Annotated in this window: 12 protein-coding genes; 5 read left to right on the top strand and 7 right to left on the bottom strand. The window is 71.9% G+C overall.

From position 1 onward, the window contains the following. Positions 1-3 precede the first annotated feature (3 nt). Positions 4-1,074 carry a tRNA lysidine(34) synthetase TilS gene (gene tilS / locus AOM00_RS02010; protein WP_228373376.1) on the bottom strand — a complete coding sequence of 357 codons (1,071 nt, stop codon included), beginning with the start codon at positions 1,072-1,074 and terminating at the stop codon, positions 4-6. Next, entirely contained in the window at positions 1,064-2,500 is a 1,437-nt protein-coding gene (gene dacB, locus AOM00_RS02015) for a D-alanyl-D-alanine carboxypeptidase/D-alanyl-D-alanine endopeptidase (protein ID WP_169746794.1), read from the bottom strand. The genes tilS and dacB overlap by 11 nt, the downstream gene beginning before the upstream one ends. Positions 2,501-2,576: 76 nt before the next feature. Between dacB and AOM00_RS02020 the strand changes: the two genes are divergently transcribed. After that, positions 2,577-3,098 carry an inorganic diphosphatase gene (locus tag AOM00_RS02020; RefSeq protein ID WP_062304568.1) on the top strand — a complete coding sequence of 174 codons (522 nt, stop codon included), beginning with the start codon at positions 2,577-2,579 and terminating at the stop codon, positions 3,096-3,098. A 123-nt stretch (positions 3,099-3,221) separates the two neighbouring features. On the opposite strand, the gene AOM00_RS02025 is transcribed toward AOM00_RS02020, so the two are convergent. Beyond that, a complete protein-coding gene (locus AOM00_RS02025; RefSeq protein ID WP_156158979.1) occupies positions 3,222-4,658 on the bottom strand; it encodes a C40 family peptidase in 1,437 nt (478 codons plus the stop codon). Between the two features lie 180 nt (positions 4,659-4,838). Here AOM00_RS02025 and metX (AOM00_RS02030) point away from each other — a divergent pair, with 180 nt between their 5' ends. Then, on the top strand, positions 4,839-6,035 hold the full coding sequence (gene metX, locus AOM00_RS02030) for a homoserine O-acetyltransferase MetX (protein WP_082096426.1): 1,197 nt from the start codon (positions 4,839-4,841) through the stop codon (positions 6,033-6,035). Between the two features lie 19 nt (positions 6,036-6,054). Here metX (AOM00_RS02030) and AOM00_RS15545 read toward each other — a convergent pair whose 3' ends face one another. Then, positions 6,055-6,849: a hypothetical protein gene (locus tag AOM00_RS15545; protein ID WP_062516203.1), complete on the bottom strand. Its 795-nt coding sequence runs from the start codon at positions 6,847-6,849 to the stop codon at positions 6,055-6,057. A 253-nt stretch (positions 6,850-7,102) separates the two neighbouring features. Between AOM00_RS15545 and AOM00_RS15550 the strand changes: the two genes are divergently transcribed. Further along, positions 7,103-8,098 carry an acyltransferase family protein gene (locus tag AOM00_RS15550; protein WP_169746795.1) on the top strand — a complete coding sequence of 332 codons (996 nt, stop codon included), beginning with the start codon at positions 7,103-7,105 and terminating at the stop codon, positions 8,096-8,098. A 23-nt stretch (positions 8,099-8,121) separates the two neighbouring features. Here the strand turns inward: AOM00_RS15550 and AOM00_RS02045 are convergent, their stop codons facing one another. Next, the gene (locus tag AOM00_RS02045) at positions 8,122-8,628 is read right to left on the bottom strand and encodes a hypothetical protein (RefSeq protein WP_156158980.1); all 507 of its coding nucleotides are present in this window, start codon (positions 8,626-8,628) and stop codon (positions 8,122-8,124) included. A gap of 349 nt (positions 8,629-8,977) precedes the next feature. Here AOM00_RS02045 and AOM00_RS02050 point away from each other — a divergent pair, with 349 nt between their 5' ends. Together AOM00_RS02050 and metX (AOM00_RS02055) are read left to right on the top strand one after the other, a co-directional pair. Further along, positions 8,978-10,333 (top strand): bifunctional o-acetylhomoserine/o-acetylserine sulfhydrylase, encoded by a 1,356-nt coding sequence (locus AOM00_RS02050; protein ID WP_062516206.1) that lies wholly within the window; start codon positions 8,978-8,980, stop codon positions 10,331-10,333. Next, a complete protein-coding gene (gene metX, locus AOM00_RS02055; protein WP_062516207.1) occupies positions 10,330-11,556 on the top strand; it encodes a homoserine O-acetyltransferase MetX in 1,227 nt (408 codons plus the stop codon). The genes AOM00_RS02050 and metX (AOM00_RS02055) overlap by 4 nt, the downstream gene beginning before the upstream one ends. Here metX (AOM00_RS02055) and AOM00_RS02060 read toward each other — a convergent pair. Both AOM00_RS02060 and AOM00_RS02065 read right to left on the bottom strand, forming a co-directional pair. Further along, on the bottom strand, positions 11,546-12,052 hold the full coding sequence (locus AOM00_RS02060) for a hypothetical protein (RefSeq protein ID WP_156158981.1): 507 nt from the start codon (positions 12,050-12,052) through the stop codon (positions 11,546-11,548). The genes metX (AOM00_RS02055) and AOM00_RS02060 overlap by 11 nt on opposite strands. Before the next feature lie 91 nt (positions 12,053-12,143). After that, positions 12,144-12,902: a hypothetical protein gene (locus AOM00_RS02065; protein WP_156158982.1), complete on the bottom strand. Its 759-nt coding sequence runs from the start codon at positions 12,900-12,902 to the stop codon at positions 12,144-12,146. Between the last annotated feature and the right edge of the window lie 70 nt (positions 12,903-12,972).

Here is a 12,972-nt window from a genome sequence, read left to right on the forward strand (position 1 = left end):
AGCTCACGCTGGCCTCTCCTTATGTCCCGGGTGGCTGATGACCAGCCTGCCATACTCGCGGCGGGCCTCGTATCCGCCGGGAAGCGAGATCGCGCCCTGCCCCTTCCACTGCATGACCAGCGAGTCGAGGGCCGCCACGTGGGTCGCGGTCAGGGGCCCGGCGCCCTTGTTCTCCGCCATCATCTTGAGCATGCGCGTGCGGATCGCATCGGGCAGGGCGGCGAGCATGTCGCAGCGCCACTCGTCCGCGCGTCCGGCCGCCGCGGAGGCCGCCGGGGCGGTCGCCCAGGACGATGCGGCGGCGGCGTGGGAGCGCGCCTGCCGGTCGAGCTCGTCCGCGTCGGCCTGGAGCAGCGCGGCCGAGCGGGCAAGCCCCGACACCACCCCGGGGCCCAGCACCTCGACGAGCGCGGGCATCACGCGGGTGCGCAGCGCGGAGCGCCGCGGGCCGTCCTCGCTGACGTTCGTGGGGTCGTGCCACGGGTCGAGGTCGAGCGCCTGGCACGCGGCCAGGGTGTCCTTGCGCCGCACCGTGAGGAAGGGGCGGACGATGCGCCCGCGGCGGGCGGGGATGCCCGACAGGGCGCGCGCACCCGAGCCGCGCGCGAGCGCGAGCAGGACGGTCTCCGCCTGGTCGTCCATGGTGTGGCCGGTCAGCAGGACGGGGTCGAGCCCGCCCTCGGCGTCGATGCGCGCCTCGAGCGCGGCGTAGCGGGCCTCGCGCGCGGCCGCCTCCATGCCTCCGGCGCGCCCGACCACCACCCGCTCGATGTGGACGGTGTGGATGCCGGCCCTGCGGACCTCATGCGCGGCGCGCTCCGCGACCACGGCGGAGTCGGGCTGGAGACCGTGGTCGACGATGATCGCGCCGGCGAACAGCCCCTGCTTGCGCGCGACGAACGCGACGGCGGCGGCGAGCGCGAGCGAGTCGGGACCGCCGGAGCAGGCGACCCACACGCGGGTGCCGAGCTCGAGGTCGCCCAGGGCGTCGCGGACGGCGACCCTGCACGCCGCGACCGCGGGGTGCGGACCCGTCACCACGTGTCCCTGGTCCGGCCCGGCCTCATCCTGCACAGCCGCATTCTGCCAGCGCGCCGAGCAGCACGTCGAACGCGGCCTTCGGCTCGACCTGCCCGTAGGGCATGCCGTCCGCGAGGATCGACACCGCCAGGGGACGGCCGTCCGCGGTCACGATCACGCCGGAGATCGCGGTGACGCCCGTGAGCGAACCGGTCTTCGCTCGCCAGTACCCGGCCGGAGAGGTGTCCGTGTAGCGCGTCTCGACGGTCCCCTCGAGGCCCGCGAGCGGGAGCCAGTCGAGCAGGCCCTCGAGCGCGGGAACGTCCCGCGCGGCGAGCAGCGCGCTCGTCATGGTCGCCGGGGAGATCTGGTTGCGGTCGGAGAAGCCGGCGCCGTCGTGGAGCTCGAGCCCCTCGATGTCGACCCCGATCTGGTCGAGCGCCCGGCGGATCGCCTTCGCCTCGCCCGTGGGCGTGGCCTTGTAGCCCATCTCGAGCGCGAGCACCCGCGCGACCTGCTCCGCCACCGTGTTGTCGGACACCGACAGCAGGTGGCGGGAGACCTCGGACAGCGGCGCCGACTCGACGGCGGCGATCTCCTGGGCCCGCGCATCGTCCGCCACGGGGGACGAGGCGCGGGTCGCCTCCCCCTTCACGGTGAGGCCGCGCGCCTCGAGCGCGGTGACGAACAGGCCGCCCGCGTGCAGCGACGGGTCGGCGGCTCGCTGCGCGTAGTTGTCGTCGGTGAGGCGCGCTCCGTCGACCGCCAGCCCGGACACGGGTCCGGCGTACCCCATGTCGAACGCGTACTGGGGCCACTCCTTGGGCCAGGCCGGTCCGGGGAAGTCCGAGTCGTCGACCTCGACCCGCACGGCGCCCGCCGCATCGTCCCCGAGGGACTCGAGCACCTGGTCGGCGAGGTCGCCGAGCCCGGCCCACCCCTGGGCCGCGTCCTCCGCATCGTCCACGTCGCCGTGGTGGCCCTGGTCCGCGGCGAGCAGCGAGTCGCCGCCCGCGACAAGGGTGAGCGTGCGCGACCTCGGGTTCCAGCGCACCGTGGTCGACGTGGTGAAGTCGGCGCCCAGCTGCGAGACCGCGGCGACCACCGTGATGAGCTTGGTGGTGGACGCGGGCACCTGCGGGTCGGAGGCGTCGACGTCCGCATAGACGGTGCCGTCGAGGTAGTCGACCACGGAGATGTTGGTGGACTCGCCCGTGCGGGAGTCTGCCCGCACCGCCTCGGCGAGCTCCTGCACCTCGGCGGCCGAGGGGCGCGGCGCGTCGACGTCGAGGTCCGAGACCGCATCGGTCCCCGCGGGGCTCTCCGCGGTCACGGGCTGCTGCGTGATGAACGGCGCCTGGGGCTCGTCCACGGGTGCGGCGGTGATCCAGCCCGGCACCCAGTCCTGCGCGTCGGCGTACAGGTAGCCGCCAGCCAGGACCAGCAGGGTGACCAGCACACCCGCGACGATTCTTCGCACCCACGACCTCCGAACATGCGCCACACTAGTACCGGACCGCACCAGGACCTCAGACCTAACGCTAAGGACGCCAGGCATGGAATTCGACGTCACCATCGAGATCCCCAAGGGCTCGCGCAACAAGTACGAGGTGGATCACCACACCGGCCGCATCGTGCTCGACCGCATGCTGTTCACCTCGACGCGCTACCCGGACGATTATGGCTTCATCGACGGCACGCTCGGTGAGGACGGGGACCCGCTGGACGCGCTCGTGCTGCTCGAGGAGCCCACGTTCCCCGGCTGCCAGATCCGCTGCCGTGCGCTCGGGATGTTCCGCATGCGCGACGAGGCCGGCGGCGACGACAAGGTCCTGTGCGTGCCGGTCGGCGACCAGCGTCAGACCTGGCGCCAGGAGCTCACGGACGTCTCCGACTTCCACCGCCTCGAGGTCCAGCACTTCTTCGAGGTCTACAAGGACCTCGAGCCCGGCAAGTCCGTCGAGGGCGCCCACTGGGTGTCGCGCGAGGAGGCCGAGGAGGAGATCCGCTCGTCGTTCGAGCGCGCCAAGGGCACGCCCTTCGCGACCCTCAACCCGCTGCACCCGCCGCAGCACTGAGCTCGCGCAGAAGCCCCCGACACTCCCAACGGAACCGATCCCGGTTCCGCGGCGTGTCGGGGGCTTCTTGCGTCCGATCCACGGCGTGTCGCGCCGAGATCCGTTGGGACTGTCGGACGGGGGTCAGGGGCGGCCGATGTACGGCATCATGTTCGACGCCATCCATGCGTAGAGGCCGCGGGTACCGGAGACCTTGGAGGGGTTCACCGCCTCCATCACCATGCCGTTGCCCACATACATGGCCACGTGGTAGATGGTCGACGGATCCGAGGTGTTGGTCGCGTAGAAGACCAGGTCTCCCGGGCGGATCTGCGAGTACGACAGGTGCGTGGTGTACGAGTACTGGCTCCGCGACGAGCGCGTGATCCAGTGCCCCGCGGAGGACCACGCCGTGGACGTGAGGCCCGAGCAGTCGAAGTACGTGGGACCCGAGGCGCCCAGCTGGTACGGCTTGCCGGACAGGCCCAGGGCGGCGTTGGACGCCGCGACACCCTGCGCGGCGGTCGACTTCCACGCGGTGGCCGGCGTCTCCGGCTCGCTCGTGGCGGTCGGCTTGGGGGTCGACGTCTCCTCGGGCTCCGAGGTCTGCGTCTCCTCGGGCTCGGAGGTCTCGGTCGGCTTGGGAGTCGAGGTCGTGGTGGGCTTGGGCGTCGACGTGGTCGTCGGCTTCGGGGACGATGTGGTGGTGGGCTTGGGCGTCGAGGTGGACGTCGCGGTCGAGGTGGGACGCGGGCGCGCCGTCTCCTCGGCCTGAGCGGCCTCCTCCGCGGCCCGCTGGCGCTCCTCGGCCTCGGCCTGCTCGCGCGCCGCGCGCTCCGCCTCGAGACCGGCCTGCCGCTCCTCCTCGAGCGCGACGGTGACGCCACGCAGCTCGGCGAGGCGGGTCACGGCGTCGGCGCGCGTCGCGTCGGCCTCGGCCACCGCCTGCTCGGCGTGGTCCTGCGCGTCCTGCGCCTCCGCGTACGCGGAGCGCGCCTCCGTCGCGGCGGCATCGGCCTCGGTCGCGGCGTCGTCCGCGTACTCGCGCATCGTGCTCGCGACCAGCTCGGCCGCCTGCACGCGCTGCACCCACACATCCGCCTCGTCGGAGCCGCGCTCGAAGGCCTCGGTGCGCGCGATGACGTCGTCGACGGACTCCGCGCCCACGACGGCACCGATCTGGCTCATCGAGCCCGAGTCGCGGTACGCGGCCTGCGCGACGGCGGCGAGGTTCTCGCGTGCGACGGCGAGCTCCTTCTCCGCCTGCTCGGCGCGCTCGTTCGCGGCGGCGAGCGTGTCCTGGGCCGCATCGGCGGCATCCTGCGCCTCGATGTAGTCCTCGCCGGCCAGCAGGGCGTTCGCGGTGGCCTCGTCGCGCGCGGCCGCGAGCGCGGCGATCGCGTTGTCGAGCTCGTCGATGCCCGAGGCGAGGTCCTCCGCAGCGGCGCGCGCCGCGTCGATCTCCGCCTGGCCGGGGTAGTCCTCGGCGCGCGCACGATGCGTCGGGCCCGCCACCACCACGGCGCTGGCGATCGCGAACATCGTCACAAGCGCGAGCGCCCGCCGAACCCCTGCCGTCACATCCACCGCCCTGGTCACGTTTGTCACATCAGTAACTTCCGCCACTGATCCTAGGCCCGAGGGACGGATTGCGGAACCCCGTGCCGCACACGCTTTCGGGCCTACCTCTGGCATCGGCACCTCCGGCGCCCGACATGAGGTGCCGCAGCGGCACCCCGCGCGCCCTCTAGGCTGAGCGCCATGGACGACGACGGGATCGAGACCGACGCCAAGGCCGCGGACGAAGGCCCGGGCGCCGGCGCGCCCATCCCCGCCAGCGCCGCATGGCGCGAGGGCGACCACCCGGGGCGCCGCATCTTCCTCCCGCTGGGCGACCTCCCGCTCGAGGCCGATCCGTCAGGCGTGCTCCCGGGCACGGTGCTCGCCTACGAGACGTGGGGCGAGCTCGCCCCCGACCGGAGCAACGCGGTGTACGTCGCGCACGCGCTCACGGGAGACAGCCACGTGTTCGGCCCGGCCGAGCCTGGCCACCATACCGGCGGCTGGTGGAACGCGATGGTGGGCCCGGGCAAGCCCATCGACCCCGCACGCCACTTCATCGTGTGCGCGAACGTCATCGGCGGCTGCCAGGGCTCGACGGGCCCGGCCAGCGCGCACCCCGAGGACGGTCGCCCGTGGGGCTCGCGGTTCCCCTACGTGACGATGCGCGATATGGCACGCGCCGAGATGCTCCTCGCGGACCACCTGGGGATCGACCGCTGGAAGCTCATGACCGGCCCGTCGATGGGCGGCATGCGTGCGCTCGAGTGGGTCGCGATGGCACCCGAGCGCGTGGGCGCGGTGGCCCCGGTGGGCTCGACGGGCGCGACCACGGCCGACCAGATCGCGTGGTCCACCGCTCAGCTCGCCGCGATCAAGGCGGATCCCCGGTTCCGCGACGGCGACTACTACGACGCGGCGGACGGCGACGGCCCGCACGTGGGCATCGGGATCGCGCGCATGATCGCGCACACCACCTACCGCAGCGCGGGGGAGCTCAACGAGCGCTTCGACCGCGGCTACCAGGGCGGCTCCGATCCGCTGGGCAAGGGCGGCCTGTTCTCGGTGCAGTCGTACCTCGAGCACCACGCGCGCAAGCTCGCGCGGCGCTTCGACGCGAACACGTACGTGAGGCTCGCCCAGGCGATCCAGTCGCACGATGTGGGACGGGGCCGTGGCGGCGTCGAGACCGCGCTGGCGCGGTACACGGACCCGGCTCTGGTGATCGCGATCGACTCGGACCGCCTCTACCCGCTCGCGAACTCGCAGCGGCTCGACGCCGCGCTGTCGGGGTCTGAGGGGGTCAAGGTGGTGCACTCCCCCGTGGGCCACGACGGCTTCCTGGTCGAGACCGCGCAGATGAACGCCTTCATGGAGGAGTTCGAGCGGCGCCTGTGAGCCGCTGCCCGAGTGCGCGCTACGCGGCGACGCGTGCGCTCACCACGCGCGCGTAGAGCTCGCGGTCCAGGTCGCACCACTCGCGAAGGCGCGCCTTCTGCACGTCCGAGACCTCGGGGACGGGACGGAACTCCCGCATCGCGAGGTCCGTCCGGCCGCCGCGGGCGGACTTCACCGCACGCTTGAGGCGGGAGCTCCACCCCTGCCGATGCGGGTTGGCCTTCACGTCGGCGGGCTCCCATCCCAGCGTCTCGCAGATCTCGTCGACCCACCCGGACTGCTCCAGCACCCCGACCACGTCCATCTGCTCGAGGCGCTGCTGAGCGACCGTCAGCAGCTCCTCCGGCTCGGCGTCCTCCTGCCAGTCCGCCCCGAGCAGCATCTTCGTGTAGTACGAGGTCGAGGTGTGCGGCGCGATGTGGTCGTCCACGTAGTCGATGATGTCGGTGTGCTCGGTGTAGCCGTTCGCGTAGTCGTAGCGGAAGTTGCTGATGAGGCGTGCGACGGGCTCCCGCATCACGGTGACGATCTGCACGTCCGGGCGCGCGCCGAGCACCTCGAGCGCCGGCACCGCCCACTCGGTCGCGATGAAGGTGACGCCGGAGTCGAGGAGGTCGTCGACATACGCGTGGAGCGCCTCGGCGGAGAGGTCCCACGGACGATGCACCTTGCCGCGCTCGTCGAGCGGGTTGCCGTTCGCATGGCGCGGGTACAGCGTCTCGCCGTTGCGGTGGGCGAGCTCCACCACGCTTGTGCCTCCAGCCTTGTGGAAGTGCACGAAGAAGGCGAGGCGGCGGTCGGCTGAAGTCGTCATCGGTGGCTCCACGGTCCGGGGTGTCCGTCTTGCTGCACTGCAAACATACAACTGCCTCGTAGGTCGGGCACAAGGGGCAAATAGGAAAAACTGGCGTGCAGGCGCTTCAGGACGCATCGATGGGCCGTCCCTGCGCCCGTCGACGCACGTCCACGTACGAATTGTCCCGATTTGTGTGACATCGCAACCGCCGCCGGGTTACGGTGAGCCCGAGGGTTCCTGCTTGCACGACACGACGCCAGGGGGGCGCGCCATGGGCGGACGGGATACGAATGTCGACTCGTTGCGAGGCATCGCCTGCATCCTGCTGGTGACCCTGCACGTCTCCCATAGCCAGTGGGGCGCCGCCGGCTGGCTCGAATGGTACGCGGACACCTTCACGTACATCCGCATGCCGCTCTTCGCCTTCCTCGCGGGGCTGGTCTACGCATGGCGTCCGCTCACCGACCGCGCGCTCTACGGGCAGTTCCTGTCCAAGAAGGTGCGCCGCCTGCTGGTGCCCTATGCGATCTTCGTCCCCGCCGTCGGGCTTGCGGGGATCCTCATGGGCTCGCCGCCCGAGGCGGGCCCCCTGCACTGGCTGCTGTACTCGATCGCGCCGTACTGGTTCCTGCTGGCGAGCTTCTGGGTCTTCGCCGTGGTGGCGCTGCTGGATGCGTTCCACCTGATCGAGACCCCCGCGCGGGTGGGGATCCTGATCGGCGCGCTGCTGCTGGTCAACGTGACGGTCGACCTCGAGGGGTCGAGCCACCTGCTCCAGCTCGCACAGGCCTGCTACCTGGGCCTCTTCTTCGTTGCAGGACTCGCGGCCACCCGGTTCGACTGGCGCCGCACGGGCCTGCGCGGCGGCATCGTGATGGCGATCGCGACGCTCGTGCTCTTCGCGTACACGCAGGTGCCGGTCAACGGCATCTGGTCCTACACGTCGCAGCGGATGGACATCCTGGGCATCGCGCTCGGAGTCGCCTTCCCGCTCGCCTTCCTCGCGTTGGGGCTCAGCTCGAGGTTCCTCGCCTGGGTGGGCGGCTACTCGTCGGGGATCTTCCTGCTGCACCCGTTCGCGATCCTCGCCTCGAGGTTCGTCCTCGACAAGGCCGGCGTCGACGCGCTGATCCCGAGCCTCCTGGTCACCGCCGCGCTCGGCATCTTCGGCTCGATCCTGGGGGTCGTGCTCCTGCGCACCTTCATGGCAGGACGGGTCGCGCTCGGCGAGAAGGCGCGCGCCCCGCGCGAGACCGTCGCAGCCTAGGCGCTCCCGCTACCGTCGCGTGGTCACGGCGACGGCACGGTGACGGACGTGGGCCCGCCTGAGGCCGGGTTCGCCTGGTAGGTCACGCCGTCGCTGCCCACCACGGCGTCCGCGATGATCGAGTAGCTGACCTGGTACTCGCCCGGCGGGATGTCGTCGATGATGATCTGCACCGCCTGCCCCGAGCCGATGATGGTGATCGGCTGCGTGCTGGTGTAGGTCTCGTTCGGGTCGACGTCGGTGCGCACGGCGGTGATGGTCAGGGTCGCGGGGATCTCGGTGATCCCCGCCGCCGTCCAGTCCGCGTCGTACGCGAGGTAGTAGCTGATCTCCGCGCCCACGCTGTTGGGCGTGGCCCCCCACCCGACGCCGATGCTCACGCTCGAGATCACCGTGACGTCGCTGTTCACCACGTTCGACGTGGCCGCAGCCGGCGCGGAGGCTGCGATCACGATCGCGGGCGCGGCCCACGCGGCACCGATGATCACTCCCCGACGCGCCGGACCCGCGCCTCGACCCTGCTCGTGCATGCCGCCCCCAGACGTCACCCTTCCCGCCAGCGTATGTCCGGCGATGCGCATCGGCATGTCGAGCGATCCTGGGTTGACCGCGGCCGGATCGCCCCCTACAGTCGCTCCCATGCTCCGTCGAATGTGCCGCTGACCAGCGCACGTTCGGCGTGCGCCCGTGAGGGCGCCGCTCGCGAGAAGGCCTGAGCCCCGCGAGCCGTAGCACCTCCGGGCCCACACGCCACGTGTCGCACCGCGCCCCCAGGGTCGCGGGCGGTCGGCGCGCTTGCACGCCCGATGGCCGGTGGCACCAGACCTGGGGCCGCGGATCCGCCTCATCCCCGAGAACGATCCCGACACAGGAGCCACCATGACCACCACCCCCACCTGGGCCTTCGAGACGCTGCAGGTCCACGCCGGCCAGACCCCCGACGCCGAGACCGGCGCCCGCGCGCTGCCGATCTACCAGACCACGTCCTTCGTGTTCGAGGACACCACCCAGGCTGCCGCCCGCTTCGCGCTCGGCGAGCTGGGCCCCATCTACACGCGCCTGGGCAACCCCACCACCGAGGCCGTCGAGACCCGTATCGCGGCGCTCGAGGGCGGCGTAGGCGCGCTGCTGGTGAGCTCCGGCTCCGCGGCGAACACGCTCGCGATCCAGAACCTCGCGCACGCCGGCGACCACATCGTCGCCTCTCCGTCGCTCTACGGCGGCACGTCGAACCTGTTCCGCCACACGCTTCCCCGCTTCGGCATCGAGGTCACCTTCGTGGAGGACCCGGACGACCCGGAGAGCTGGCGCGCGGCCGTCCGCCCCACCACCAAGGCGTTCTTCGGCGAGTCGATCTCCAACCCCAAGCAGGACCTCCTCGACATCGAGGCCGTGGCGGCCGTCGCGCATGAGGTGGGCGTACCGCTCATCGTGGACAACACTGTCGCGTCGCCCTACCTGGTCAACCCGCTCGCATGGGGCGCGGACATCGTCACCCACTCGGCCACCAAGTACCTGGGCGGCCACGGCACCGCGATCGGCGGCGTCATCGTCGACGGCGGCGCGTTCGACTATGCGCTCCACCCCGACCGCTTCCCGGGCTTCAACTCCCCCGATCCCAGCTACAACGGCCTGGTCTACGCGCGCGACCTGGGCGTGGGCTCGCCGCTCGGCGCGAACCTGGCCTTCATCCTCAAGGCCCGCGTCCAGCTCCTGCGGGACACCGGCGCCGCGATCAGCCCCTTCAACGCGTTCCTCATCGCCCAGGGCATCGAGACCCTGAGCCTGCGCGTCGAGCGCCACGTCGAGAACGCCGTGCGCGTCGCGGACTTCCTCGAGGGGCACCCGCAGGTGCTCGCGGTCGCCTACAGCGGCCTCGCGAGCAGCCCGTGGCACCACCTTCAGCGCAAGTACGCTCCGCGCGGCGGCGGCGCCGTCCTCGCGTTCGAGATCGCGGGCGGCAAGGACGCAGGTCAGGCGTTCGTCGACGCGCTCGAGCTCCACTCCCTGGTGGCGAACATCGGCGACGTGCGCTCGCTCGCGATCCACCCGGCGACCACCACGCACTCGCAGCTCACCCCCGAGGAGCAGGCCGAGGCGGGCGTCACCCCCGGGCTGGTCCGGCTCTCCGTGGGGATCGAGCACATCGACGACATCCTCACGGACCTGGGTCGCGGCTTCGAGGCCGCCGCCCGCGTCGCCACCACGGACGATGCGGAGGTCGCGCACGCATGAGCGGCGACCACGTCGAGACCGGCTGGGCGCCGGGCTCGACCCCGACACGCGCGGAGAGCCGCGCCGCGCTGGGCCCGATCCCCGCATCGGCCGCGTGGAGACCCGGCGACCACCCCGGCGAGCGGCGGTTCGTCGACATCGGCTGGCTGCCGCTCGAGGCCGACCCGCGAGGCGGGCTGGACGTCACGCTCGCGTACGAGACCTGGGGGACGCTCAACGCGGAACGGGACAACGCGGTGTACGTCGCGCACGCGTTCACGGGCGACAGCCACGTGCTCGGCGACGCAGGCGAGGGCCATCTCACCGGCGGCTGGTGGAACGGGCTCGTGGGCCCGGGCCACCCCATCGACACCGACCGCTGGTTCGTGGTGAGCGCGAACGTGGTGGGCGGGTGCCAGGGCAGCACCGGGCCGGCTCATCCGCATCCGTCCGACGGCCACCCGTGGGGGTCCGAGTTCCCGTACGTCACGCTGCACGACATGGTGATCGCGGAGTCCCGTCTCGCGGACCACCTGGGGATCGACGCGTGGGCGCTGGTGATCGGGCCGAGCATGGGCGGGATGCGTGCGGTCGAGTGGGCCGCGACGTTCCCCGAGCGGGTGCGTGCGATCGGCGCGATCGGGTCCACGGCGGCGACCACGGCGGACCAGATCGCGTGGCACGCGACCCAGGGGGCCGCCATCCGGCTCGACCCGGCGTTCCGCGGCGGCGACTACTACGACGCGGCCGCCGGCGAGGGGCCGCACACGGGCCTAGGCATCGCGCGCGCGATCGCGCACACCACGTACCGCTCCGGACCGGAGCTCAACGGGCGCTTCGGGCGCGGCGCGCAGGAGGGCGACGTGCTGCGGCCGGGGGGCGTGTTCGCGGTGGAGTCCTACCTGGACCACCACGCGGAGAAGCTCGCGCGGCGCTTCGACGCCAACACGTACCTGCGCATGCTCCATGCGATCAACACGCACGACGTGGGGCGCGGGCGAGGAGGCGTCGAGGCGGCTCTGGCCGAGTACCAGGGCGAGGCGCTGGTGGTCGCGATCGACTCCGACCGGCTCTACCCGCTCTCCGACTCCGAGCGGCTCGCCGCTGCCCTGCCGCGCTGCGAGGGCGTCACGCTGCTCCACTCGGAGGTGGGCCACGACGGCTTCCTGGTGGAGGGCTCTGGGCTGGACGATGCGGTGCGCGACATCCTCGCCCGGGTCGAGGCGCCCGCGCCTACCAGGTGAGGCGGTCCACCCTGATGGTGACCGGCTGCTCGCTCATGAGGTCGTCGGGCTTGTAGGTCACACCGTCGACCGTGGCCGAGCCGGAGGTGACCAGGTAGGTCGCGGAGTAGGTGCCGGTCGCCGTGACAGACAGCGTGGTGCGGACCTGGGCGGCGGCGGTCTGGCTCACCGCGGCCGTGCCGGTCGCCGAGCCGACCACCGCACCGGCGGCGTTGCGCAGCGTGATGACCCACGTGGTCGGCACCACGAGCGTCGCCGGCCAGCCGGCCATGTACTTGAGCGCGTACTGGAGCTGGAAGGTGAGGGCCGACGGCTGCCCGTCCCAGCCCGACCCACCTCCGAAGTGGTGCTGCGTCAGGGCGGCGCCGGTCACCGGCGGCGTGGTGCTGCTCGCGCCGCCGGACGCCGCGGCGGGCGGCGAGCTGGTCGCGACAAGAATCGCCGGGGTGGCCCAGGCCGCCCCGGCGATCACGCGCCTCCGTGAGATCTCCGTCACACAGATCAGTATGCGGCACGTTCGGACCGTTCGAGAACCTTCTCCCACGTCCGTACGAAAGGTCCGATTCGCCCCCGGACCTGCGGCGACGTCAGGATGCGCAGGCGACCTGCGTGACCGTGGGCAGCGACACCCAGATGTCGTCGCTGACGGGGTTCGCCTCGCCGGTCGCGATCGGCTCGACGGTGAACGTGAAGGTGAGGACCGCCTGACCACCGTTGCCTGTCACCTGCACGGAGCGCGCCCTGCTGCTCTCATGCGCCTGGAGGTCGTACCCGGCCTCCGCCATCTGGGCATCAGAGGTGTTCCCGGGAGGCATGGCCCTCCAGCCGCCGTAAGCGCTGGTGTGGGGGATCGAGAGCTTGGTCAGCGTCGAGGATCCCGCCGCATCGTCCACGGTGAGCACCATGCTCTGGCGCGAGCTGGAGTTGCTGCCGCCGCCGTACTGCACCTTCGAGGTGAAGTCGACGGTGTACACCGCCCCACGAACAGCGGTGAAGGCGTAGCGAGCGACCAGCACGGCGGGCGTGGTGGTGGTCGCATTGTCGTCCATCGACTTGAAGCCCTCGGCGGTCCCGATGCCCATCCAGTCGTTGGTGATGGTCATGCTGTCCCCGGCGACGGCGGGCGTCCATCCGTTGGTGCCGTACTGCGCGTCGACGCTGCCGCTCTTGACCTCCCAGCCGAGCGCGGTCACCACTGCGGCGGTGCCGTTGTCCGCGTCCGAGCATGCGGAGGTCGCGGGCGCGCCGCCCGAGGCGGCCGCCGGAGGGGAGCTGGTCGCGACCAGGATCGCCGGCGTGGCCCACGCCGCACCGACCACCACACGTCGCCTCGAGATGTCCGTCACACCGTGACGTTACGGGCCAAGGTCCCGCATCCGGGCCGGAATGTCACCTGGTGCGAAGCGGTGTGACGCA

Source organism: Demequina gelatinilytica (assembly GCF_000971115.1).
In the GTDB taxonomy this organism is placed as follows: Bacteria; Actinomycetota; Actinomycetes; order Actinomycetales; family Demequinaceae; genus Demequina; species Demequina gelatinilytica.

Coding starts and splice junctions, on each gene's coding strand:
- AOM00_RS02020 (WP_062304568.1), top strand. CDS start 2,577: ATGGAATTCGACGTCACCATCGAGATCCCCAAGGGCTCGCGCAACAAG.
- metX (WP_082096426.1), top strand. CDS start 4,839: ATGGACGACGACGGGATCGAGACCGACGCCAAGGCCGCGGACGAAGGC.
- AOM00_RS15545 (WP_062516203.1), bottom strand. CDS start 6,849: ATGACGACTTCAGCCGACCGCCGCCTCGCCTTCTTCGTGCACTTCCAC.
- AOM00_RS15550 (WP_169746795.1), top strand. CDS start 7,103: ATGGGCGGACGGGATACGAATGTCGACTCGTTGCGAGGCATCGCCTGC.
- AOM00_RS02045 (WP_156158980.1), bottom strand. CDS start 8,628: ATGCACGAGCAGGGTCGAGGCGCGGGTCCGGCGCGTCGGGGAGTGATC.
- AOM00_RS02050 (WP_062516206.1), top strand. CDS start 8,978: ATGACCACCACCCCCACCTGGGCCTTCGAGACGCTGCAGGTCCACGCC.
- metX (WP_062516207.1), top strand. CDS start 10,330: ATGAGCGGCGACCACGTCGAGACCGGCTGGGCGCCGGGCTCGACCCCG.